The organism is Pseudomonas viridiflava, from assembly GCF_003702045.1.
GTDB lineage: Bacteria > Pseudomonadota > Gammaproteobacteria > Pseudomonadales > Pseudomonadaceae > Aquipseudomonas > Aquipseudomonas viridiflava_C.
Window position 1 is genome coordinate 131,657 of the sequence record NZ_RBTP01000042.1, and the last position, 23,605, is coordinate 155,261.

Here is a 23,605-nt window from a genome sequence, read left to right on the forward strand (position 1 = left end):
TATGCAACGCAAGGCACCTTTGCTGGGAACCGGAACGGCGGCTGCGCCACGTAGTGGGACACGCTCAGGACGTCGCCGCTCATGTCAGCCTTTCATCCATCCGCGAATCGCCGCTCGCTCTCCCGCTCGATTCAGATCGCTGTTCTGGCGTTCGGAACGGTGTGTGCAGGTTGTCAGTCCACGAACTACTCGCAGCCACAGGGCGTGCGCGGGCCGCGACTGGTCGGTGGATGGGGCTATGAGGCGCACGCCCCTGAAGCGAAACCACGGCGCGGTGAGACGATCAGTGATTTGCCTCCTTATAACGGTGACGACGTCTGGAGGCGGGTTGCCCAACGCTGCATCTTGCTCAAGGATCAGCAGGTCAATGAGCGGATCGCCCGGCAGCGCGACTGGTTGCTGAGTAACCGGGGCTTCCTGCGGGGGGCCAGCGAGCGAGCCAGCCCTTATCTGCATTTCATTGTCGAGCGTCTCGATGAGCGACAGATGCCGATGGAGCTGGCGCTGCTACCCATGATCGAGAGCGCCTATAACCCAATGGCCAACTCGTCGGCCGCGGCGGCCGGCCTGTGGCAGTTCATTCCGTCCACAGGACGAAACTTCAACCTTCATCAAAGCGCGTCCTACGATGCGCGTCGTGATGTGGTTGCGTCCAGCAAGGCGGCAATGGATTACCTGGAGCGGCTACATGGCCAGTTCGACAACGACTGGTTGCTGGCGCTGGCGGCCTACAACGCTGGGGAAGGCACCGTGGGGCGCGCGGTCGAGGCCAACAGACGCCGTGGCCTGCCAACCGACTACTGGCACCTGTCATTGCCCAGGGAAACCCAGGATTACGTTCCGCGGTTACTGGCCCTTTCGCTGTTGGTGCGTGATCCGGATGCCTACGGTGTGAAGCTCACTCCCGTGGCGAACACGCCTTATTTTGACGTAGTGGAACTCAACCATTCCGTTGACCTGACCCAACTCGCAGCGACGGCGGGGGTGGACGAAGGCCAGTTGCTTCGGCTGAACTCGGCCTTTGTGCGCAAAAAGACGCCTGAGGGGCCCGGGCACCTATTGATCCCCAAGACTCAGAGGCAGGTGCTGACGGCAGGCATCACGCGCATCACGGGCGAGGCTCCCGTCATTCCTGCCGTTCAGCAGGGCACACAGCGGCAAGTGGCTGAGCGCCTCCCACCAATCAGCACCGAACGCCCCGTACAGGTTGCCGAGCGAGTGCCTGTGATCAGGGCGGTTCAGCCCGAGCAGGTCAGCGAACGCAAGCCACCACCTGAAGCCTTGGCTGTCGGTGAGGCGTCTGCTGTTCAACCCAAACCGGCTGCTGTGCAACCGGTCCGCAACGACGAAACTGCTGTACAGCCTGAGGCGGGTGCGAGCGCGCCTGTCATCGCCCAGGCTTCTATAACAAAACCGACGCGCATCATTCAGACGTTTGAAGACCATTCGTCGCCTCGGAAACGTGACGACAGCGAATACCGCACGGGGCCACGTGAGCTTCCAACCGGTCCACGGGTTGTCGTGTTCGCCAGCGATCCACGCCAATAAGCGTTTGCCTCTCGCCTCGAAAAAATTGAAAAGTCCTGAAAATGCACTTTTTTGGTGCTTTTTCGCGTGTGCATCTCAAAAAAACCTATCTAAATCGATGTATTTTCATCCAATCGATCAGCTTTTATGTGGGCAGCGGATGGCAGGACGCCATATTTCTTTCTGGCAGGTTTCGTATTTTCTCTGAACTTTTGTAACCATGTGTAAATGAATATTTACAAATATTTAGAAACATTTTCAGTGATGTCCCGGTATCACCGGGCTTTATGGATCCGGATTGGGTATTGCCATTATCGGGATCGTTGGATTGTCCTACGCTGAATCATTTCCGCTGACTGTTTAATCCCTTTTTCGATGACTTTCGTCAAACAATCAGAGCGTCGTTCGGTTTGCCGAATGGGCTTTCAACCCGGCTTCAGTGCCAAAGAAGTCGAAAAATCGGGACCTCTAGGGGCCTTCTCGATCCTTCAATGCTGCAGCGTTCGGAAATCCGAACCGCGAGCAAAGCCTTATCGGGTTTTGGATGGGGATGTACTGTTACCGTAATTTTTTATCAAAAGTTAAAGAAAGTTGGTGTAAGTAGGGAGTCTCTGTTAGTTGTTTTTATACTGTTTAAGTGGAGCGGGTTGTTATAAATCTTCGTGGTGCGGCGTATGGCGGTGCCGTTATCACTGTGCGTGGAGTTAATGATTTTTAGTTGAGCTGTTTCCAATAATAGGAAAGGTGTTTGTTAAATAGGCTGCTCGCTTTTGGAGCGCCTGAACTGTCGGATTTTTCTCGGGTTTGCGGCGAGCCGGAAGTGCAGGTGTCTATTAACTGCATGAAAATAAAGGATTTTTATGATTTTATGGGTAGGGCTAGACAGGTTTATGGCCACGGAAGAATGCTGGCGATAATCATTCCTAAGAATGAAATTTTCTTCAATAAGCGCTGTTGTATGATGATGCTACTATGACAGTAATTCTCAAGTTTGTGATCTTTTTCTCATGTGTCGGGGAACTAAATTAGTCATTGTGTGCCTTGTAGTACGTGCTATTAATGTTCCACTTGGCATTCACGGTGAGAGTGATCGATGAACACTACAATTATTACAGATGTTCGAGAGCGTTTAGGCGTCACCACGCTGTCGGAGGGTCATCAAGTCGCCATGAATAGCGCATTTCTGGACATGGATCTGCTGTTGTGCGGGGAAACCGGCACGGGCAAAGACACCTTGGCCAATGCCGTTCACGAACTGTCCAGTCGCTCAGGGCCTTTCGTTGGCATGAACTGCGCAGCCATCCCCGAAAGCCTGGCCGAAAGCCAGCTTTTCGGCGTGTCCAATGGCGCCTTTACCGGCGTTTGCCGTTCGCGTCAGGGGTACATCGAGGCCTCCAGCGGCGGCACGCTTTACCTGGATGAGATCGACAGCATGCCGTTGAGCCTTCAGGCCAAGTTGCTGCATGTGCTCGAGAATCGAGGCGTCGAACGTCTCGGCTCGACCGAGTTTATCCCCGTGGATTTACGGGTGATTGCTTCTGCCCAGCGCCCGCTGGATGAACTGGTGGAACAAGGACTTTTCCGTCGCGACCTGTTTTTCAGGCTCAATGCATTGACGCTCCAGTTGCCCGCTCTGCGCATGCGTCGCGAACAGATCTTGCCGTTGTTCGACCAGTTCACCCAGGACATTGCCGCCGAGTTCGGTCGTAGCGCTCCCGTGCTGGACAGCAGGCGGGTGCAGATCTTGCTCAGCCATGACTGGTCCGGCAACATCCGCGAACTCAAGTCTGCCGCCAAGCGGTTCGTGCTGGGCTTCTCGTTGCTGGGTGCCGAGTTGCTCGAATCGGAACAGCTTGATACCTGTCTGCGTACCCAACTGCGAGTGATCGAAAAAAGGCTCATCCAGGATGCGCTCAAGCGGCATCGGCACAACGTCGACGCGGTGCTCCAGGAGCTTGAGCTGCCGCGGCGCACGTTGTATCACCGTATGAAAGAGTTGGGGGTTGCGGCGCAAATCGCCGTCGCTTCCTGATCGGATTCTCTTGTGTTTATGCACCACTGCTTTGTAGAGGCTATGGATGATTGTTCAAGATGGATTCGATGATGATCTGGACCACGAGCGTGTTCCAAATCTGGGAATCGTGGCCGAAAGTATTTCTCAACTGGGCATCGATGTGCTGCTGTCGGGGGAAACCGGCACCGGTAAAGACACCATTGCCAAACGCATCCACGGGTTGTCCGGTCGCAAAGGCCGTTTCGTTGCGATGAACTGCGCGGCCATTCCCGAGTCGTTGGCAGAGAGTGAGCTGTTCGGCGTAGTCAGCGGCGCGTACACCGGCGCTGATCGTTCCCGGGCGGGCTATATCGAAGCGGCACAGGGCGGTACGTTGTACCTGGATGAGATCGATAGCATGTCGCTCAGCCTGCAGGCCAAGCTGCTGCGTGTTCTGGAAACCCGGGCGCTGGAACGATTGGGGTCGACTGCCTCGATCAAGCTGGATGTCTGCGTGATCGCGTCGGCCCAACGCTCGCTGGACGACGCGGTGGAAGAGGGCGCCTTTCGTCGCGACCTGTACTTCCGCCTCAATGTGCTGACCCTGAAGTTGCCACCCCTGCGTGCTCAGCCGGAACGCGTCGTGCCTCTGTTTCTGCGTTTTGCAACGGCCGTTGCAAGGGAGCTGAATGTGCTGGTTCCCAAGCTTTGCCCACAGTTGCAGCAAGTGCTACTGGACCATGACTGGCCCGGAAACATTCGTGAGTTGAAGGCCGCAGCCAAACGGTTCGTGCTCGGTCTGCCGTTGCTTGGCGTCGGGCCTGCCGAGGAGGAGCGTCACGGGTGCGGGCTCAAGATGCAACTGCGTGCAATCGAAAAAGCGCTGATTCAGGAGGCTCTCAAGCGCCACCAGAACTGCGTCGACTCGGTGAGCCAGGAGCTGGATATGCCGCGCCGTACGCTGTACCGACGCCTCAAGGAATTGCAGATCTGATTTTTTTTGCAAGCACGCTGGAACCGATTCACTGGCCGTCGCCACCTAGCTGTACCAAGCAATTACGCTTGTTTAGACGAAGGGGCACAAGGTTATGACAGTCACTAGTTCACTTTCCGGCTTGGCAAACAAAGTCATCAACACTGGCGGTGGCGTGGCCCAAGGTATCAATAGCGGCAAAAGCGCCATTGATCGCAACGTCGCGCTGACAAAGAACACTGGCAGCACCGACAGCATCGACGCCACCCGCGACACCATCCGCAGCGGTGACAAGAAAAGCGCCGAACTGGACAGCACTGCTGACAGCGAAAACGGGCTGCTGCGTGAGACGAGCATGATGGCAGGTTTCGAGGACAAAAAAGAGGCACTTTCAAACCAGATCGTTGCGAGCAAGATCAGAAACTCTGTCGTTCAGTTCTGACTTTTGAGTGCCCCTTCGCAGTGAAGGGGCTGCTACCTTGAGGGGAATGTGATGCAGAGTCTAAGTCTTAACAGCTCGTTGCAGAGCCCGACCATGTCGCTTGTGTTGGTACGCCCTGAAGCAAGCGCAAGTACGTCCAGCAAGGCGTTACAGGATGTCATCGCGCAATTGGCTCATGAGCTGATGCAGAACGGTCAACTGGACCAAAGCTCGCCACTGGGCAAAATGCTCGCCAAGGCGATGGACGCGGATGGCACTGCTGGCGGCGGTCTTGAAGACATAAAAGCCGCGCTGGACAAGCTGATCCACGAAAAGCTGGGCGACAATTTTGGTGCCTCCGCGGACAGTCCTGCCGCAGGCGCCGGACAGCCCGACCTGATGACGCAAGTGCTGAACGGTTTGGCAAAGGCGGCACTTAACGATCTGTTGACCAAGCAGAGCAACGGAACGAGTTTTTCCGAAGATGATATGCCGATGCTGAAAAAGATCGCGCAATTCATGGATGACAACCCCGCCCAGTTTCCCGCTCCGGATGCAGGCTCATGGGCCAAGGAACTCACCGAAGACAATTTTCTGGACGGTGATGAAACCGCTCAGTTTCGCTCCGCCCTGGACATCATTGGTCAGCAATTGGGTAGCCAGCAGAACGAAGCCGGTGGCATGAGCGCAGGCGGTGGTCTGGGCAGCCCGACGGATTCGTTCCAGGATCCCGCGAGCGATTTGACGACCAGCTTCAATGGCGGTTCGTCGGGGGAAGGTGCTTCCAGCCTCGGCAAAATGGTGGGGGAAATGGTGGATTTGGGGTTGCAGTCGGTCTTGTCCGGCGGCGGTCTGGGCTCCTCGTCTTCCCCGGTCCGGCAGCCCGGCAGTCAACCCGACAGTGTGGCGACGGACTTCGACATGGGGCGGTTATTGGGCGGCCTGTTTGAAAAAGGGCTGGAAGTCTCGCTTCAGGGCAGCCTGGGCAGTAATGCAGGCGGTGATCTGAAGACCAGTGCCGCAGACATCGCAGGCATGCTCGTCCAAACCCTCATGCAAAACCGTCAGAACCAGGCTGTTGCCTGACTGATATCCGCCTGGAGAAGAATCACGTGACCATTTCCCATCTCAGTAAAGTCAAAAGCCTCTCGCCAGAGCTTGAGCAGGAGGTGCCCCAAGGTCTCGTTGCAGAGCCTGACCAGGCGGATGTCGATTTATTCAGCGCCGCCATGCGGCCCGATGCGGTGTCTAAAGGTGCCCCGCTTTCCGAGCATATCGCCAGTGCGATTTCCGGTGGGTTGGGCGAAACCGAAAAAATGTCTCAGCAAGCCATGCGGTCTATGAAAAAGGCAGCAGGCAGTGCCGATGCAATGGACATCGCGGCGATGACCCGAACACTCTCGCAATGCTCACTTCAGACTGCGTTCGCAACCAAGGTCGTAAGCAAGACCGCGCAAGCGGTCGATAAGCTGACCAACCTGCAGTAGAGGTTCTCCGTGAGATTTCTGAGTGCAGGGCTGCTGCTGTTGTGCATGCTGATGCTCGGCGGGTGCAGTGACGAAACCGATCTGTTCACCGGCATGTCCGAGCAGGATTCCAACGAGGTGGTCGCACGCCTCGCCGATCAGCACATCGATGCGCGCAAGCGTCTGGAGAAAGGCGGCGTTGTGGTGACGGTCGCAACCCAGGACATGAATCGGGCCGTACGCGTGCTCGATGCGGCGGGGTTACCCCGCCAGTCACGTACCAGTCTGGGGGAGATCTTCAAAAAAGAGGGGGTGATCTCCACCCCTCTTGAGGAGCGCGCACGTTACATCTATGCACTGTCTCAAGAGCTGGAAGCGACCTTGTCGCAGATTGACGGGGTGATCGTGGCCAGGGTTCACGTTGTCCTGCCTGAACGCATTGCGCCAGGGGAGCCGGTCCAGCCTGCATCCGCTGCGGTGTTCATCAAACACTCGACGGCCCTGGACCCCGACAGCGTGCGTGGACGAATCCAGCAAATGGTTGCCAGCAGTATTCCCGGCATGTCGACACAGGCTGCGGAGTCGAAGAAGTTCTCCATCGTCTTCGTGCCCGCGTCGGAATTTCAGGAAACCACCCAATGGGTCAGTTTTGGCCCGTTCAAGCTGGACAGCGTCAATCTGCCGTTCTGGAACCTCATGCTCTGGCTGGTGCCGGGGGCTGTCGCACTGGTGCTGTTGATCGTGGTCATGCTGTTGCGCGGTGACTGGCGCGCCGCTGTATTGCAGCGGGTTGGTCTGGGCCGGCGTGGCAGCTCGAATCTTCCGGCACGCACATGACGGGCTCTACCGCCCAGGATCTATGGGCCCACTGGTGGTGCAATCCGTGGCGGTGGGCCCATCCGTCCTGGCAGCAACGGTTCGCCGAGCAGCAGGGCATCCCGATGCAGGCGTGTGACTCACTGATGAGCAGTCGACACACGGTGTTTCTCAAAAGCGTGGGCATCGAGCCCAGCCAGCCGCCCGAACCGGTCGAGCCGTTGATGAGCTGGATTGCCTTGTCGCCTGCGCAGCGGGACAAAGCACTGGTGCTGGCCCAACTCATCTGTTTCTCCCGGACTCAAACCGAAGGTGTTGACGGGCAGTGGTGCTGGGGCTTGACCAAAGCATTGCGGCCCGGTGTCTGGCTGGCTCCCGAGGTGGTCGATATACGCACCGTGTTGGGCGCCTGGCTGGGCCACGCTTACTGGTCGCGGCTGCGCCTCGCCTGGCCGGCAGAAGCGGTCATCGACGACCTTTGCGAAGCACCGGATAACAAACTTCAAACGTTGTGGCAGGCCGTTATGTGGCGTGTCTCGGCGGCCTGAATTCGATTTTTTTCCTGAATCATCCGCGCCGGAGTTTCCCATGTTTGCCAAACGCAGTATTGCGCTGACGACCGCTGCGCTGTTGCCGGAACCGATCGTGCGCCGTGAAACCATCGCCGAGAGCCTGTTGGCCCAAGACATTCTGGCTGAGGCACAGGTACAGGTCCGAGAAATGATCACTCGCCAGCAGGCGCAATCAGACCGACTTCAGCAACAGGCACTGGCCGAGTTCTGGGTATCGGCCAATGTGTTTCTGGCTGATCTCAAGAGGCAGCGTGAAGCGCTGCAGCAACAGGCGATGGAAACGGTTGAGCAGTTATTGAGCGACTCACTGAAGCAGTTACTGGACCAAACCTCGCTCGCCGAGCGGGCCCGGGCACTGGCCAGAAATCTGGCGGCCAGCCAGCTCAATGACGCGGTGGCCACGTTGAGCGCGCATCCGGACATTGCCGATACGGTCGCCGAATGGTTGGCGGCCAGTCGGTTTGCCCAGCACTGGCAGCTCAAGCGCGATGCTGCGATTGCGGTCGAGAGTCTGCGTCTGAGCGACGCCAATGGTGCGTTCGACATCGAGTGGACGACGCTGCGCAATGGGTTGGCAGGTGAAGGGTCACCTGCCTGAAACCACTGTTGCAGCAAAATTGGAACCGCTCTAGGGGTTTGCTCCACTCAAGGTTTGAACCTTTTTGCTGGAGCATCCGTGCATGATCAGTTTCAAGTCATTGCAAAATAACCTCGACACCACCACGACCCGTGCCATGTCCCAAATCGATGACGTTCTGGGCGGGGGTAACGGACCTATCACTGCCGACGATATCGATGCGTTCAGCGAAGCCAGCCAGCAGGTGGCTGTCGCCTCCAACGTTGCTGACCAGTGCCAGCAAGCCAGCTACAAACTGACCAAAAATGTCATCGATGGATTTCAGTGATTTTGAGGCGGTCCTCGGGCAGTGGTGTGCTCAGCGTCCGCTGACCCCGCTGGACTGCTGGGTCGACGACGCCAACGTGCGCCTGGAAGTGCAGGGCGACGGCGTGCGCTGCAGCATCGAATTGCTCGATCCATTCGATGCCAACGATCCCCAGCGCATCGAGGCGTTACTCAGTCAAGGTGGCGCAAGCCTGGCTTGCGCCTGTGACGGCGCGCTCGCCATTGACCCGCAGACGGGTTGCATGGTTCTGGTCTGCTGGATTCCCAACCCGTGTGGCCTCGATGATCTGCTCAATTATCTGGAAAGCCTGGCCAACCAGCGTGCGGCCTTGCTCAGCCTGATGCATACCACCCTCGTCACTAACGTGTCCGCCTTTTCCGGGCGCACGACCCTCAATCACCGGCAACCGGGAGTGTGAAATGCGTAAGGCCTTGATGTGGTTGCCTTTGTTGTTGATCGGGATGGTCCCACCGACATGGGCGGCCATCCCCGATTCCTGGAAGCACACGGCCTACGCCTATGATGCTCGGGAAACTGAATTGAGTACGGCTTTGAGCGACTTTGCCAAAGAGTTCGGAATGGCGCTGGATATGGCACCGATTTCGGGGAAACTCGACGGCCGGATCCGCGCCCAAAACCCCCAGGAGTTTCTTGAGCGGCTCGCTCAGGAGTATCACTTCCAATGGTTTGTCTACAACGACACGCTGTACATCAGCCCGGCCAGTGAGCACACCTCGGCACGCATCGAAGTGTCCTCCGATGCCGTGGATGACCTGCAGACCGCCTTGACTGATGTGGGCCTGCTGGACAAGCGCTTCGGTTGGGGCTCGCTGCCCAACGAAGGGGTCGTGCTGGTTCGCGGCCCTGCGAAGTACGTCGACCTGGTGCGTGACTACAGTAAAAAAGTCGACTCGACCGACAAGGGCGAAAAGCAGGACGTGGTCGTGTTCCCGCTCAAGTATGCGAACGCCGCGGATCGCACCATTCGGTATCGTGATCAGCAACTGACCGTCGCCGGTGTGGCGAGCATTCTTCAGGAGTTGCTGGACACCCGTTCTCGCGGCGATTCCATCAACGGCGTCAACCTGTTGGGGCATGGTCGTCCAGGCGGTGGATTCTCGGAGGGCGGCGGTTCGGATGAACCCAATGTGCCTTACAACCTGAGTGCCAACGGCATCGACACCGGTGCCCTGCAGCAAGGCCTTGACCGGGTCTTGAGCTACGGCAGCAAGAAGTCTGGCAAAGGTAAAGCCGGGGGTGGTCGTGCGAACATCCGCGTCAGTGCCGACGTTCGTAACAACGCGGTTCTGATCTATGACTTGCCTGACCGCAAGGCCATGTACGAGAAGCTGATCAAAGAGCTGGACGTCCCGCGCAATTTGATTGAAATCGATGCGGTGATCCTGGACATCGACCGTAACGAACTGGCTGAGCTGGCCAGCCGCTGGAACTTCAAATCGGGCGGCGTCAATATGTTTGACGCGGGCACCACCTCGACACTGTTCATTCAGAATGCTGGCAAGTTCTCTGCCGAACTGCACGCGCTGGAAGGCAATGGCTCAGCGTCTGTGATCGGCAATCCGTCGATTCTGACGCTGGAAAACCAACCCGCCGTGATTGACTTCAGTCGAACCGAGTACATCACCGCGACGTCCGAGCGTGTGGCCAATATCGAGCCCATCACCGCTGGCACCAGCTTGCAGGTCATTCCACGCTCGCTGGATCACGATGGCAAACCTCAGGTGCAGCTGATTGTCGACATCGAGGACGGTCAAATCGATGTCTCGGACATCAATGCCGACCAGCCGAGCGTACGCAAAGGAAACGTCAGCACCCAGGCGGTCATCGCCGAGCATGGTTCACTGGTCGTCGGCGGATTTCATGGCCTTGAAGCCAATGACAAGGTTCACAAGATCCCGCTGCTGGGCGACATTCCCTACATCGGCAAACTGCTGTTTCAGTCGCGCAGCCGTGAAATCAATCACCGTGAGCGGTTGTTCATCCTGACGCCGCGACTGATTGGCGATCAGGTCAACCCGGCGCGCTACGTACAAAACGGTAACCCGCACGACATCGATGCCCAGATGAAAACCATCAAGGAGCGTCGTGACGGCGGAGACCTGCCTACCCGGAACGATGTTCAGAATGTCTTCACGCAAATGGTCGACGGTGTTGCGCCACCCGGTATGCATACGGGCGAAACCATGCCCTTCGAAACCGACAGCCTCTGCGATCCGGGCGAGGGGCTGACACTTGATCAGACGCGTTCGCAGTGGTTTGTCCAGAAAGGTTGGGGCGTTGCGGTAGTGGTGGCGCACAACAACACCAACAAGCCGGTGCGTATCGACGAAAGCCGATGCGGCGGTCGCTGGGTGATCGGCGTTACTGCTTGGCCTCATGCATGGGTACAGCCGGGTGAGGAAAGCGAAGTGTACATCGCTATGCGCCAGCCTCAGCTATCGAAAATGGCCAAGGAAAGCAGACCTTCGCTGCTCAGGAGAACCGCACCATGAAAAGCCGCAGTGTTGTCATATTGCTCGTTCTGCTCGCGACCCTGGCAGGATGCACGACCAATGGCTGCAAGGGTTACGCCTGTAAACGGCCTGACTCCACCAACCGTGAACTGGTGATCTGGTGGCCGCCAGACATGCGTCAGGGGGTGGATGAAAGCGATCACGAGCAGGACTATACCGTTGTGCAGTTAAGGGACTGAAGATGATTGAGGTAACGGAAAAAGTGGCGTTCTACAGTCAGGTCGCCGCTCAAAATCCTGCCGTATGGCCCGTGGCAAGTGGGGTGGCTTTCGTCAGCCGTCGTGAATACCACGACTGGGGAATTGCACTTCACATCGAAGGCCGGGCGCTGCGCCCCGAACAATTGCGAGAGGCACTGCAGCTCAGGTTTTCAGAGGCAGAGCGGTTTAATAACTACTTCCTGTTTCTGGATGTACAGCGTGATTTTGTGGTGTGGCATGCGGTCAGCGACGCGCCTGATTCAGTCACCAACCTGGATGACATCCGACGCAATGAGCTGATCCTGGCGGGACTTGTTCATTTGGCCTAGCCCCGTGAGGACGTCTGCTTGACTGAAAAATGACCGCTTCCGCCATGTGGAAGCGGTTTTTTTTGCATTGGCGTTCGCTGCGATAGCTTCGTCCGGTTGCCCCACGGTTTTGAGCCTGCCCGTAGGAGCTCACGGAGGTTACGACGGCAGCGATGGGGTGCGCATCAGACACTGGGTTTTAACTGACACACCGCGTGTACCGGTTTTGCTGCCGGTGCCCGGCAGATCGCGGGCAAGCGCGCTCCCACGGTTTTGAGCCTGCCCGTAGAAGCTCACGGAGGTTACGACGGCAGCGATGGGCTGCGCAGCGGACCCTTGTTTTTGTCTGACACACCGCGTGTACCGGTTTTGCTGCCGGTGCTCGGCAGATCGCGGGCAAGTCCGCTCCTACGGTATCGAGTCCGCCCGTAGGAACTCACGGAGGTTACGACGGCAGCGATAGGCTGCGCAGCAGCCTTGGGGGGGTATCGGATATACAGGCTGCGAGGTGGTTAAGGAGAAAGGATCTACAGCTCGACTTCGACCTGAATCACTTCATCGGTGACTTCGTCCAGTTGGCGAACCACTTTGTAAATGTGACCGACGGCCTGCAGGGCAGGGCGGGGGATGTATTTGCCGACCTGGACGCGGTACAGCGTGCGGGCCAGCCAGATGCTCTGAACCACTGGAATGCCGGCTCTCTTTGCCCGGGCGATCAAGTCCAGCGCGTCCTCGTCTTCGCCTTTGCAGTGAATCAACGGCAAAGGGGTTTCGCCCGGACGGTAATACAGGGCTACTGCGTAGTGCGTGGGGTTGACCAGCAGCATGTCGGCGTCTTCCACCGGTTTGGACGCAGCCGTGGGTTCCTGGTTGAGAATTTCGTGAGAAAGCTGGCGGCGATGGCCTTTGACGTGCGGATCACCCTCGGACTGTTTGTACTCTTTCTTGATGTCCTCATGACTCATGCGCAGCTTCTTGGCGTGGAAGTATTTCTGCAGCGCAAAGTCAGCCATTGCAATCACCAGCAACAGACCCAGGATGACCCTCAGAACATGCCTGAACAATTCGACCAAGGCATGCCAGTAAGTGACCAGATCGCTGTTGGCCAGGATGATCAGGGTGCCCAATGCCGGTTTTACCTGACTGTACAGCGTTGCCGCGATAGCGACGGCCTTGAGAATACTCAGCAGCAAAGTGGAAATGTTCTGTCCCGAGAACATCTGTTTGGCGTGGGAAAAGGGATTGATCTTGTTGATATCGATCTTCAAGGCTTTGGGCGCGAACAGAAAGCCGATCTGCGCCCAGCTGCTGATCAGGCGCATGAGCATCGCCAGGCCGACGCTGCACAAGGTGAAGCTGATGAGTACCGACAGACCTTCACTGGTCAGGTGTTCGACGGCCGACAGGAAGGAGCGGTCGATGCCTTTGAAGGACAGGGCCAGCAAGGCTTGCAGACGATTGACACTCTCATCGGCCAAGCCAAGTGTCACCTCGCTCACGGCCATCAGCACCAGCAGCTTGCCCAGGTCCTGACTCTGCCCGACCTGGCCCTTTTCCCTGGCATCACGTATCTGTTTGGGCGTGGCCTTTTCTGTTTTTTCGCTCACGGCACATGCACCAGCAGGCCGAACAGGGACTTAAGGTCTGCCAGCTTCAGCAACTGACCGGTGCCCAGTTCCAGCAGTGTCGGTAGGTAGACCAGAAGAAACGCCAGCCCGGCCATGCTCTTGGCCGGCATGGCGAGGATGGACACGTTCAACTGTTGTGCGTACAGGCCGACGATTGCAAACGCGGCTTCGATCAGCAGCAGCAGCGCAATGAAGGGCGCTGCATACAGCATCATGTGCTGCATGGTCTGATTCAACTGCTCAAGGAAAACATCCAGGCCTTCGGCGGTCATGCCCGGCAGCCAGGCGGTGGGTGGCCAGACGGTGTAGCTGTCCCAGATGACTTGAGTGATCAATGACAGCCCGCCGGTGAGAATCACCAGCATGATCATGGTTTCCTGGAACAACTCGCCCAAAGGCGTTGCATCCGGGCCCAGGCTTGGGTTGATCTGCCCACCGCTCAATGCGCCGCGCTGGCTGTCCAGCAATGCACCGACCGAGGCGAACATCCAGAAAGGCGCATACAGCAGCAACCCCATCAGCGTGCCCAACACCGATTCCTTGATGATCAGGCCACCGATTTCAAACCAGTTACCGTCCATCGAGCCCAGCGCACGGCTGATGGCGGGCGCAGGCACCATCGAGATCGCCGCCAGTATGGCGTAGCGAAGCGGGCCCTTGAGGTACTTGAAACAGAAGGCGGGCACCAACATCATGCAAGGCAACAGACGCGCCATTGCCAGCACCATGCCCATCATGAGCTCATAAATGTATTGCGCGTCGAAGGGCATCTAGTGACTGACCCCGGACCGTGCGATCAGGTCGAAGGCCATGTTGATGAACTGGATCAGTTCGACACCGATCCAGCGACCGGTCATGGCCAGCGTCAGTCCGACTGCGCCCAGTTTGATGCCGAACGGCAGTGTTTGATCCTGGATCTGCATCAACGCTTGCAGCAACGAGGTGATCACCCCCACCAGCACCGCCACAGCCAAAGGTGGGGCGGTGAGAATGACCACCAGAAACATGCCTTGTTTGAACAACGCCAACGCTTCCATGACTGCCTCACATGTACGAATAGAAGAGGCTGTCGAGCAGGCGGGACCAGCCCGACACCAGCACGAATAACAGCAGCTTGAGTGGCAGGGAAATGGTCATGGGTGAAACCATCTGCATGCCCAGCGCCAACAGCAGGTTGGAGACAATCAGATCGATGACGATGAACGGGATGTAGATCAGAAAGCCGATCTCGAAGCCTGCCTGCAACTCCGACATCACGAAGGCCGGGATTGCCAGAAGCAGATCGTCCTTGGTCGCCTGGTCTGCCATCTCTTTGGGCCACATGCGCTGGGTATTTTCCAGCAGGTGAGCCACCACGTCCGGGTCGGTGTTACGTGTCATGAAGCGTTGTAGCGGTTCGATTACGGTTCTCAGGCTGGCTTGCAGTTTGTCGGCGCTGCCCAGTTCCAGGGGATGATCGTGGACCCGTTGCTGAATGTCATGAGCGACCGGGGCCATGACGAACATCGTTGCGGCCAGCGCAATGCCGTACAGGGCCATGTTGGGCGGCACCTGCTGCACCCCTATGGCGTTGCGGGTGATCAGCAGTGTCATGGCAATCTTCAGAAAGGCCGTGCAGACAATCAGCAGAAACGGTATCAGCGACAGCGAACCCAGAAACAGCGCCAGCATGATCGGGTTCGTCCCGTCCATGATCATGGCTGGGTCACCATTCGGGTGATCTGCAAACCAAGCCTGCCGTCGACATCCACCAGTTCACCTTCGGCCACGACCCGTTCGCCGTGGCAGAGGGTGGCGTGTCCCGGCGCAATGCCTGCGACTTCAAGGATCGTTCCTGCGTCCAGGCGTCGAAGCGCGGCGAGGGTCAGCGTGAGCTCACCGCAGCGTAGCGTCAGGTCCAGCGTCAGGCTCTCGAATGCAGCCGGTTCGGTAACAGCCTGCGATTGTTCGTCATCAGCTGTTTCCGAGTTCTGCCAGGAATGTTCATTCAAGGGGGCGGCATGATCGTCTTCGCTGAACTCGCCTGCCGTCTCGTCATCGTCGTCCAGGTAGTCGACCTCTTCCTGGTAAAGATCCTCAGTACTCATCGTGACCATGCTCCTCGTGGCTGAGCCGCAGAAAAAGTTGTTGCGCCTGGCTGTCGACGTGCGCGGCCCATTGCCGTCCGCCCAGTGCCAGACGACCTTGTCCCGCGCTGTCGAACTGGCAACGGGCAGGCAACACCACGTCTCCAGGGCGCAGCGATGCCAGTTCATTGAGCGTGAGTACCAGCTCGCCGATAATCAGCGGCGTCGTCACTGGCCAGGTGTCATCCACAGGCTTGTATCGAGCCTGCCAGGGCGCTGAGTGCAACAGCCTGAGCAACGTGTGCGATGGGCTGTGCAGGTGCGCGTGGAGCGACTCCCCACCTAGACGAACCTGAACCCGGCAGCCAAACGAAGCGTCGTCGGGCGCATCGAGCAACGGTTCGAGCGGGGCCAGCACGTCGGCAATGGACGGGCTCAGACGCTGGTTGAAAAACTGCCAGTACCAGTCCTGATGTTCGCCGCCCAAGGTCAGTGGCGCATCGCCCAACAGGCTCAGCACAGCTTCGGCGTCGCTCAGGCACATGGGCCCTGCGGCGCTGTCGAGCCAGATGCCATTGGCGGGCGCTTCCTGCCCGTTCACCAGCGGCAGAAGCGTCAGCTCGCCGCGCTGGCCCTGTGCTTCGAAGGCGAGGGACTGCCCGGCACCCAGCGCACGCGTGGCTTGAGCGAGCAGCGGGTCAACCTTGCGCAGGTGCAGCGCGCTCATGCCTGGAGGTCTTCGTGAAAGTCGAGGTCGACGTCTTGGCCCAAGGCTTGCGACAACGCATCACGACAGGCCCGCGAGTGGCCGTTGACACGCTTGAGGACGTCACGACGGCTGAATCCCACCTGGATGCTCCAGCGATTGTCGGTCTTTTCGGCATTGACGCGGACCTTGCCCAGATTCTGCATCAGCAACGTGAAGTTGAGCGGACCCGGCGGTTGCTCAGGCAGACGCTGCGCCAGCTCATCAATCAGTTGTGTCGGCACCGGCTCGGTTTTTGCCGAAAGGTCCAGACTGCCGCCAGCAAAGCTCTGCGCGTCGGGCTCTTCGCCCACCGGCGGTATCAGCAATTGGGAAAAGAACAGACCGTCGGCGCTGATCGGGTCGTCTTCAAGGAATCTGCTTGATGATCGACCGGAGAGCGAATCGCCACGGCCGAGACCTCCCGAAGCCAGACGTTTTTCAACCGGCCCGGCAGGTACGCGACAGGACTGCACCGGGCGTCGTGGCGATACCGGTGCCTCGTGTACTTCAGTGTCCTGGCGTTGAGGCGTGGGCGGTGCTTTTGGTGCATGTTTGATCGCAGTGGACATCGGCGCTTAACCTTCTTCGTTGAGTGCCTCGCTCATGCAGGCCAGTTTTTCGACTGCACGCTGAGACGCCTTGGCTTGTCGCTGTCGCTCGTGTACCAGGGCTTGCTGTTCATCGATCCGCAGTTGCTGTTGCTGAATGTCCTGGCGGATGGCGGCCAGACAGTCGAGCATGGTGTTCTCGCGCGCATGCCATCGATCCACATCGTGACGGCTGATGGTTCTTTCCAGATGGGCTTGCGCCAGTGTTTCGCGTTGCTGCTTTTGCTGGTCACGTTCCCGGTCCAGCGACGCTCTGGTTACTGATAAGTGGTCGAGCATGGATTTCAGTTCCACCTGTGCCTGGCGTTGCGCCCGTTCTGCACTGGCCTGACGGTGTTGACGCAATGGAGTGAGCAGGCCGATCACCTGCTCGAATGCCGCCCGCTGCGGGTCTTCTTCAAGCGAGTCGTCCATCGTTTACTCCGGCAACTGTGAAGTGATCCTGAGCAACGCATTCAGCGTTTCCTCCAGCGGCACCGGTTCACGCAGGTCCTGGCGCAGGAAGGCATTGATGTCCTCGTTCAGCTTCACGGCGCAATCGGTGACGGGGTCTGAACCTGCCTGGTATTCGCCCAGACGCAGCAGCATTTCCACCTGTTTGTACGCCGCCAGCATTTGGCGCAGACGATTATTGGCGCGCTGATGCTCACGACCGGTCACGTTGCTGAGGATCCGACTGATGCTGGCGGAGACGTCGATGGCCGGGTAATGACCGCGCTCGGCCAGTTTGCGTGACAGCACGATGTGGCCGTCCAGCAGCGAACGCACTTCGTCCGCCACCGGGTCGTTCATCGAGTCTTGCTCAATCAGCACGGTATAGAGCGCAGTGATCGAACCGTTCTCGCTCATGCCGGCGCGTTCCACCAGGCGCGGCAGCAGGGTGTACACCGACGGCGGCAGGCCGCCGCGTCCCAACGGTTCGCCGGAGGCAATGCCAATCTCCCGTTGCGCGCGGGCAAATCGCGTCAGGGAGTCGAGCAGCAGCAACACTTTCTGGCCCCTTGCACGGAATGCCTCGGCGATAGCCGTGGCGGTGAAAGCGGCGCGTGCCCGCTCCATGCTGGAACGATCAGAGGTGGCACAGACCAGTACCGAGCGGCTGCGCAGGGTTTCATCCAACTCGTGGTCTAGAAACTCGCGCAGTTCCCGACCCCGTTCGCCGATCAGACCGAAGACGATCACATCGCAATCCATGTTGCGGGCCAGTTCGGCCATCAACGTGGTCTTGCCGCAGCCTGCTCCGGCGAACAGACCCACACGCTGGCCTTCGCCCAGCAGGATCGCGCTGTCAATGGCTCGCACACCGGTGGGCAAGGCTCTGCTGATACGCGGGCGTTGGGTCGGGGGAAGGGCGTCGGCAATGACGGGCAAGGTCGGGCGACGGTCGTCGGGGCCTGCAAAAGCGCCCAAGGCGTCGCCCAGCAGAGGGCGGCCAAAACCATCCAGCACGCAGCCCAACAGGCTGTCGTCGACGCCAATCCGGTGGGCGATGCCCAGCGGGCGAATGGTCGCGCCGACCTGAATCCCATCGGGAGCACCCAAGGCACTGAGCAGTGTGCAGTCGGGCGTGAAACCTACGATCTCGGCGAGCAAGAGGCTGCCATCGGCCTTGTTCACTTCGCACAGATCGCCCACTTTGGCAGCGGGCAGTTTGCACTCCAGCAAAATGCCCCGCACAGCACTCACACGGCCACTGACGCGCACCGCGCTATAGGTTGAAAGGCGTGCCGCCTGAACCGCTTTCCACTGGTCCAGTGCCGCGTTCACCACGTCACCTCGACATGGCGATCACCGTCGAACTGCAGGCGGTGCTCATCGATTCTGGACAGGCGCAAACCGTCCACATCATCGCCGACGTAAACGCGACGGCCGTCAGCGGTCACCAAGTGGGCGTGGGGGCCGGTCATGATCTGTACCACCACGAAGGGGAGTGTGTTGTGCGCACTGGACACGTTATCGAGCACTGTCACGGGCGAGTTATAGCGGTTCTTGAAGCGTTGCAGCATGCGCTGGTAAACCAGCAGGGCCTCGTCCTTGGCGTCACCATTGAGCACAAGGCCTTCCGGTGTTTCGTCAATGCTGATATGGCTGAGCATGCGGTCGCTGAGCATGGTGTTGAGCTGATGCCGCACGGCATCCGCATCGGCCAGACGGATGCGCGTGTCGGGCACCTCTCTGACGGATGTTGCAGGCGTGCCCGCAGGTTTTTCCGGCTCCTTTGCCGCAGTCTGCTTCAGCGCTGCAACCTGAGCGACTTCAGGATCAACGGCAGTGGGGCCGGGGCGGGTCAGGCTCCATGCGCTGCCGATAACGCCGATCAGTAAGCCTGCGATGATGCCGGTGGTACGGTTCAGCAGTTTTTGCGAGCGCGACGGTACTTTCTGCAGGGGGGCAGAGTGACGCACCGGGTCGGGCTCGGGCTTGGGGGGAATAACCGCAGGCACCTCGGGCCATTCATCGCCGGCGGGCGAGACGCACAGCCAGACCGAACCCAGCATGAAGGCACGATTGAGGGTCAGCTCGATGCTGGCCTGAACAGCGCCTTCTTCGTCGCACACCTGTCCTTCTTCTCCGTTCAGGACCCAGCTGTCGCCCAGGCGCTGCAGTTGACCGTGCAGGCTCTCGATACCTGGATCGTCCAGGGCCAGATCCTGCTGTGGGGCTGAACCAATCGACCATTGCTCACCGACCAGCGGCAGCGCAGCCCCCTGGTGATGACCGTTCAGTACGCGTAATTCAAACATCCGATTTTCTCCCTGTGCCCAAGCCCGTCAGGCTCAGGCCGCATGCTCGTTATCCAACGGCTCGAGATCATCTTCCAGGTCGAAACGACCCATGACTTTGACCTTGGCCGCATTGCTGATTTCGGCGAAAGACAACACCGGGACGTGGTAGAACTCTTCCTTGAGCAAGTTGCGCAGCGGGCTGCGCAAATCCTGCGCGACCAACAAAACAGCCTGCTCGGGCGCCCGCAAAGGGAACGCCATGTGCAGTTGTTGCACGAGCATCTGGCTGACTTCGTTGCCCAGCGCAAAAAAGGTTTCGGTCTGTGTCTGGCGCAAGCCGTCGCGCAGCAAGCCTTCACTTTCCGGCGTCAACAGCCAGACCAGCAGACCGTCGGTGCCGCAATATTGGTGGTAGATCTGCGACTTGAGGGCGATACGCACGTAGTCGGTCAGCACGCTGATATCGCGCTCGTGCTGGGCATGCTCGATCAGGGTTTCGGCGATCACCCGGATGGCGCGCAGCGGTACGCATTCCGCAGCCAAGCGTTGCAGGACAGCAGAGAATCGCGTCAGGGTCAGTACCCGCTGCATCTCCTGGGCCAGCTCCGGCTGCTCGTTCTCCAGCCAGCCGAGGATGGCCTTGGTTTCCTGCAAGCCGATGAACTGCGGCCCGCAAGCCTGCAACGCGCGCTCCATGCGTTCGATGATCAGCGTCATGGCGCTCACGCCATTGAGTGGGCTGTCTTGAAGTTCAGGCGCGTCGGCCGGTATCCAGATCCACTGTTCCTCTTGGCGGTCCGTGCTGCCGGGAATAGCGAAGGGCATGTTTTCGCCGTTCACCTGGCGAGCACTCACCGCTACGTGGCTCTGGCTGAAGGTGGCTTTAAGCAGCGGCACTTCATACACCGTGAAACGGAATTCGTCCGGTTGCAGATGCTGTGACTGTTCAATGATGAAAGAGGGCAGGGTGAGGCCGTAGTTGATCACCAGTCGATTGCGACGCTGTCTGATCTCGCTGACCAGCGCCTCGATCTGCTGCAGGTTCTGGCTCGGGTGAAACTGCAGGACAAACTGGCGGCTGGGTGCAAACGTGCGCAAGTCTTCCTTACCGTTCATCTCTGGGGCCACGGCCACCGCACCGTCCTGCGCTTTCTTGGGTTTGGCCCGTTGTAATTGCAGCAAACCACCCGCGCCGCAAATGATAGCGATGGTGATGAACACCCCGGTCGGCATACCGGGCAGCGCAGCAAAGCCGAGCATGGCCACGGAGGCGATAATCCAGGCTTTTGGCTGGCTGGTGATCTGCTCGGCGATTTCGCGGCCAATGTTCGCTTCCGCACCCGCGTCAGCGTTGGGGACGCGGGTAATGATCATGCCGCAGGTGACCGAGATCAGCAGCGCCGGGATCTGCGCGATGAGGCCGTCGCCGATGGTCAGTACGGTGTACAGCTGCAGCGCGTCGCCCGCCGTCATGCCGTGCTGCACCACGCCGATGGAGATACCGCCGATCATGTTGATCGCAACGATGATCAAGCCGGCGATGGCATCGCCGTTGACGAACTTCATCGCACCGTCCATTGCACCGAACAATTGGCTCTCTTTGTTCAGTTCGGCCCGACGTTTGCGCGCTTCCTGGACGCTGATCAGGTTGGCGCGCAAATCACTGTCGATGGACATCTGTTTGCCGGGCATCGCGTCCAGAGTGAAGCGCGCACCGACTTCAGCGACACGCTCGGAACCCTTGGTGATGACCAGGAAGTTGACCACGGTCAGGATCAGGAAGATCACCAGACCCACCGCAAGGTTGCCGCCCACCACGAACTGGCCGAAGGCTTCGACGATGTGTCCGGCATCCTGGTTGAGCAAAATCAGACGGGTCGTGGAGATCGACAGCGCCAGGCGAAACATGGTGGTCAGAAGTAGCACCGCCGGGAACGTCGAAAACGCCAGCGGCCTGGGCAGGTGCATCGCCAGCATGATGAGCAGGCAGGAGATGCAGATGTTCACGGCAATCAGCACGTCCACCAGGCCGGTTGGCAGGGGAGTGATCATCATGAACACGATGGCGATCACGAAGAACGCGCCGACCAGTTCCGAGCGGCGCATGGCTGCCAGCGCCACGCCGTTCAACAGATTGATGACTCTATTCATCAGGCGATTCCCTTGTACGTCTGCTTCTGTTCCTGTTGAGTGAGATCGCTCATCAGGACCAGCAGGTTATTCAGCGCGGTCTGACGGCTCTTCAGGTCTCGCCAGAGCAAGATGGGCAATTGCATGAGCATCGGGCGCAAACCGTTTAGAAAGGCCAGTTGGTGTTTGAGGTGCTCACCCCCGATATGCTGGGTCAGTTGCAGCGTCTGGTTCACATTCATGCCATTGGCCGTCAGGGTCAGCAGGTGTTTGAGAAACGCCGGAGGATCGACCTTCAGGTCGGGATTCTTGTTGCGCATCCGTCCCAGCAAGTGTTCGCACCCACGCAGCAAGGTGGCCACGTGACGTGCGGTAGTCAGGCCGTGCATCAACGTGCGCAGTTGTTCATGAGAGGTGGATGGCTTGATCGCCGACAGGTCGTCGGCAATCGCGATACGCATATCTCGAAGATTCAGGTCGAACTGTCCGGGTTCTTCCTGCTCGCTGATCAACGCTTCGATCAATCCGGTGATGTTCGGCTGGCCGCTGACCGCGACGCTGTACAGATTGCGCAGGGCTGTGCGGCGTTTGTTATCCGCGTTCTGGCGACCGAAGGCCTTGGCGGTATTGATGCCTGCCCGGGCATGCGTGCCAAACTTGCGTCGCAGCTGTTTAATCCTGTCAGTCAACATTTCGTATTCGTGCGGACTGCCTTCGGACTCAGCCTGCTTGCGTGCGGCCTGGAGCACGACGTACGCCTTGGCGGCGTCATCTTCGGAAAACTCCAGCACCTGCTCGATTTCAGACGAGTCGTCCTGCGCCAGCTTTTTGCGCAACCCCCTGGCGGCGTTATCGAGTCCGGTGTCCTCTTCATTCATCAGCAGTTGATAGAGCTCGCCCAGCTTGACGGCACGTGACTGCAGGGCGTTTCTGCTGGCGATCAGTTCCCGCTGGCGCAGGATCCGGCTCTGTTGCACCAATGCCGCCCTGAACCGCGAAACCTGTTGGGACGATGTCCCCTCGCTGTGAGATTCCGGGACAGGGATCGGCCGCGCAGCAGGCACCACAACACGGGTCGGGACGACCGGATGGGTTGGCAATATGGGCGGGGCAACGATTTTCATAGGAAGGTTCTGAGCCTGATCATGACCGCTGAGTGGGTCGTTGAGTCGGTTCAGTTCCGTGATCAGAAGAGGCACTTCAGTTGTGCCAAAAGCTGCTCTTGAAAACGTGGGGGTTGCGCAAAAAAATGTATTTCAAAGAGTTGCAAGATTTTTAAAGTCTATATAAATCAATTGGTTAATTTGTTTTTTTCGTGTGGCACGGTTATCGCTATAGGGGGTATACACCATTACTCAAGGGTAAGCCCCATGTTCCCACGCGTTGTGATTCTCGATAAGACTCAATCCCGCCAGTCTTCTTCTCACGCTGGTGTGCGACAGATGACCCAGGACCAGATTCAGATGCTCAGGGCCTTCATCCAGAAGCGCGTGATGAACCCTGACGATGTGGACGACATCCTGCAATGCGTCTTTCTCGAAGCTCTGCGCAGCGAACATAAGTTCCAGCATGCGAGCAAACCGCAAACCTGGTTGTGCGGCATCGCGCTGAATCTGATCCGCAATCACTTCCGCAAAATGTATCGCCAGCCTTATCAGGAGAGCTGGGAGGACGAGGTTCACTCCGAGCTGGAAGGGCACGGTGACGTTGGCCATCAGGTAGACGGGCATCGGCAATTGGCGCGGGTGATTCAGGCCATCGGCTGCCTGCCTTCGAACATGCAGAAGGTGCTAGAGGTCTCGCTGGAGATGGACGGCAATTACCAGGACACGGCAAGCACGCTGGGTGTGCCGATCGGAACGGTGCGTTCGCGGCTTTCACGCGCCCGCGTCCAGTTGAAACAGCACATCGACCCGTTTGCCTGAAAAGACACATCTAATGCGGGAGCTGGAACCGACCGGCGTCGTCAGCCACACAGTGATCA

The 23,605-nt window shown here is 58.6% G+C and carries 27 protein-coding genes; 15 read left to right on the forward strand and 12 right to left on the reverse strand.

What is annotated here, in order from left to right; translation table 11 throughout:
• The first annotated feature begins 81 nt into the window (after positions 1-81).
• The 14 genes from ALP40_RS13950 to ALP40_RS14020 all read left to right on the forward strand — a co-directional run bounded on the left by ALP40_RS13950 (position 82) and on the right by ALP40_RS14020 (position 11,736).
• The gene (locus ALP40_RS13950) at positions 82-1,548 is read left to right on the forward strand and encodes a transglycosylase SLT domain-containing protein (protein WP_122208842.1); all 1,467 of its coding nucleotides are present in this window, start codon (positions 82-84) and stop codon (positions 1,546-1,548) included.
• 1,072 nt (positions 1,549-2,620) lie between these two features.
• Positions 2,621-3,559 carry a sigma 54-interacting transcriptional regulator gene (locus ALP40_RS13960; protein ID WP_122208844.1) on the forward strand — a complete coding sequence of 313 codons (939 nt, stop codon included), beginning with the start codon at positions 2,621-2,623 and terminating at the stop codon, positions 3,557-3,559.
• Between the two features lie 46 nt (positions 3,560-3,605).
• On the forward strand, positions 3,606-4,514 hold the full coding sequence (locus tag ALP40_RS13965; protein ID WP_122208845.1) for a sigma 54-interacting transcriptional regulator: 909 nt from the start codon (positions 3,606-3,608) through the stop codon (positions 4,512-4,514).
• 94 nt (positions 4,515-4,608) lie between these two features.
• A complete protein-coding gene (locus tag ALP40_RS13970) occupies positions 4,609-4,935 on the forward strand; it encodes a hypothetical protein (RefSeq protein WP_122208846.1) in 327 nt (108 codons plus the stop codon).
• Between the two features lie 51 nt (positions 4,936-4,986).
• Complete coding sequence (gene hrpZ, locus ALP40_RS13975; RefSeq protein WP_122208847.1) at positions 4,987-6,000, forward strand: type III secretion system effector HrpZ; 1,014 nt, start codon at positions 4,987-4,989, stop codon at positions 5,998-6,000.
• A 26-nt stretch (positions 6,001-6,026) separates the two neighbouring features.
• Entirely contained in the window at positions 6,027-6,401 is a 375-nt protein-coding gene (sctI, locus tag ALP40_RS13980; RefSeq protein ID WP_122208848.1) for a type III secretion system inner rod subunit SctI, read from the forward strand.
• Positions 6,402-6,410: 9 nt separating this feature from the next.
• A complete protein-coding gene (gene sctJ, locus ALP40_RS13985; protein WP_122208849.1) occupies positions 6,411-7,217 on the forward strand; it encodes a type III secretion system inner membrane ring lipoprotein SctJ in 807 nt (268 codons plus the stop codon).
• Positions 7,214-7,744, forward strand: coding sequence for a type III secretion protein (locus ALP40_RS13990; protein WP_122208850.1), 531 nt, complete (start codon positions 7,214-7,216; stop codon positions 7,742-7,744). The genes sctJ and ALP40_RS13990 overlap by 4 nt, the downstream gene beginning before the upstream one ends.
• A gap of 40 nt (positions 7,745-7,784) precedes the next feature.
• A complete protein-coding gene (gene sctL, locus ALP40_RS13995) occupies positions 7,785-8,366 on the forward strand; it encodes a type III secretion system stator protein SctL (protein WP_122208851.1) in 582 nt (193 codons plus the stop codon).
• Between the two features lie 82 nt (positions 8,367-8,448).
• Positions 8,449-8,673 carry a type III secretion protein gene (locus ALP40_RS14000; RefSeq protein WP_057409085.1) on the forward strand — a complete coding sequence of 75 codons (225 nt, stop codon included), beginning with the start codon at positions 8,449-8,451 and terminating at the stop codon, positions 8,671-8,673.
• Complete coding sequence (locus ALP40_RS14005; RefSeq protein WP_181113703.1) at positions 8,660-9,091, forward strand: type III secretion protein; 432 nt, start codon at positions 8,660-8,662, stop codon at positions 9,089-9,091. The genes ALP40_RS14000 and ALP40_RS14005 overlap by 14 nt, the downstream gene beginning before the upstream one ends.
• Position 9,092: 1 nt before the next feature.
• Entirely contained in the window at positions 9,093-11,186 is a 2,094-nt protein-coding gene (sctC, locus tag ALP40_RS14010) for a type III secretion system outer membrane ring subunit SctC (RefSeq protein WP_122208853.1), read from the forward strand.
• Complete coding sequence (hrpT, locus tag ALP40_RS14015; RefSeq protein ID WP_122208854.1) at positions 11,183-11,386, forward strand: HrpT family type III secretion system protein; 204 nt, start codon at positions 11,183-11,185, stop codon at positions 11,384-11,386. Before sctC ends, hrpT begins: the two co-directional genes overlap by 4 nt.
• 2 nt (positions 11,387-11,388) lie before the next feature.
• Positions 11,389-11,736, forward strand: coding sequence for a hypothetical protein (locus ALP40_RS14020; protein ID WP_057409081.1), 348 nt, complete (start codon positions 11,389-11,391; stop codon positions 11,734-11,736).
• Between the two features lie 506 nt (positions 11,737-12,242).
• On the opposite strand, the gene sctU is transcribed toward ALP40_RS14020, so the two are convergent.
• From sctU to sctW, 12 genes are read right to left on the reverse strand one after another with little or no spacing between them, the layout of a single operon-like run.
• The gene (sctU, locus tag ALP40_RS14025; RefSeq protein WP_122208855.1) at positions 12,243-13,322 is read right to left on the reverse strand and encodes a type III secretion system export apparatus subunit SctU; all 1,080 of its coding nucleotides are present in this window, start codon (positions 13,320-13,322) and stop codon (positions 12,243-12,245) included.
• Entirely contained in the window at positions 13,319-14,113 is a 795-nt protein-coding gene (gene sctT / locus ALP40_RS14030; RefSeq protein WP_122208856.1) for a type III secretion system export apparatus subunit SctT, read from the reverse strand. Before sctT ends, sctU begins: the two co-directional genes overlap by 4 nt.
• Positions 14,114-14,380, reverse strand: a complete 267-nt coding sequence (sctS, locus tag ALP40_RS14035) for a type III secretion system export apparatus subunit SctS (RefSeq protein WP_007248486.1) — start codon at positions 14,378-14,380, stop codon at positions 14,114-14,116.
• A 7-nt stretch (positions 14,381-14,387) separates the two neighbouring features.
• Positions 14,388-15,041 carry a type III secretion system export apparatus subunit SctR gene (gene sctR, locus ALP40_RS14040; RefSeq protein ID WP_057409078.1) on the reverse strand — a complete coding sequence of 218 codons (654 nt, stop codon included), beginning with the start codon at positions 15,039-15,041 and terminating at the stop codon, positions 14,388-14,390.
• Positions 15,038-15,430 carry a FliM/FliN family flagellar motor switch protein gene (locus ALP40_RS14045; protein ID WP_122208857.1) on the reverse strand — a complete coding sequence of 131 codons (393 nt, stop codon included), beginning with the start codon at positions 15,428-15,430 and terminating at the stop codon, positions 15,038-15,040. The genes sctR and ALP40_RS14045 overlap by 4 nt, the downstream gene beginning before the upstream one ends.
• Entirely contained in the window at positions 15,420-16,136 is a 717-nt protein-coding gene (locus tag ALP40_RS14050; protein WP_122208858.1) for a type III secretion system protein, read from the reverse strand. Before ALP40_RS14050 ends, ALP40_RS14045 begins: the two co-directional genes overlap by 11 nt.
• Entirely contained in the window at positions 16,133-16,726 is a 594-nt protein-coding gene (locus ALP40_RS14055) for a type III secretion system HrpP C-terminal domain-containing protein (RefSeq protein WP_122208859.1), read from the reverse strand. The genes ALP40_RS14050 and ALP40_RS14055 overlap by 4 nt, the downstream gene beginning before the upstream one ends.
• Before the next feature lie 6 nt (positions 16,727-16,732).
• Positions 16,733-17,179 carry a type III secretion protein gene (locus ALP40_RS14060; protein ID WP_122208860.1) on the reverse strand — a complete coding sequence of 149 codons (447 nt, stop codon included), beginning with the start codon at positions 17,177-17,179 and terminating at the stop codon, positions 16,733-16,735.
• 3 nt (positions 17,180-17,182) lie between these two features.
• Positions 17,183-18,532, reverse strand: a complete 1,350-nt coding sequence (locus ALP40_RS14065) for a FliI/YscN family ATPase (protein WP_122208861.1) — start codon at positions 18,530-18,532, stop codon at positions 17,183-17,185.
• The gene (locus ALP40_RS14070) at positions 18,529-19,509 is read right to left on the reverse strand and encodes an FHA domain-containing protein (protein WP_122208862.1); all 981 of its coding nucleotides are present in this window, start codon (positions 19,507-19,509) and stop codon (positions 18,529-18,531) included. The genes ALP40_RS14065 and ALP40_RS14070 overlap by 4 nt, the downstream gene beginning before the upstream one ends.
• Positions 19,510-19,542: 33 nt before the next feature.
• Positions 19,543-21,642, reverse strand: coding sequence for a type III secretion system export apparatus subunit SctV (gene sctV, locus ALP40_RS14075; protein ID WP_122208863.1), 2,100 nt, complete (start codon positions 21,640-21,642; stop codon positions 19,543-19,545).
• Positions 21,642-22,745: a type III secretion system gatekeeper subunit SctW gene (gene sctW / locus ALP40_RS14080; RefSeq protein WP_122208947.1), complete on the reverse strand. Its 1,104-nt coding sequence runs from the start codon at positions 22,743-22,745 to the stop codon at positions 21,642-21,644. Before sctW ends, sctV begins: the two co-directional genes overlap by 1 nt.
• Before the next feature lie 246 nt (positions 22,746-22,991).
• On the opposite strand from sctW, the gene ALP40_RS14085 reads away from it, so the two are divergent.
• Entirely contained in the window at positions 22,992-23,546 is a 555-nt protein-coding gene (locus ALP40_RS14085; protein ID WP_122208864.1) for an RNA polymerase sigma factor, read from the forward strand.
• Positions 23,547-23,605: the final 59 nt, after the last annotated feature.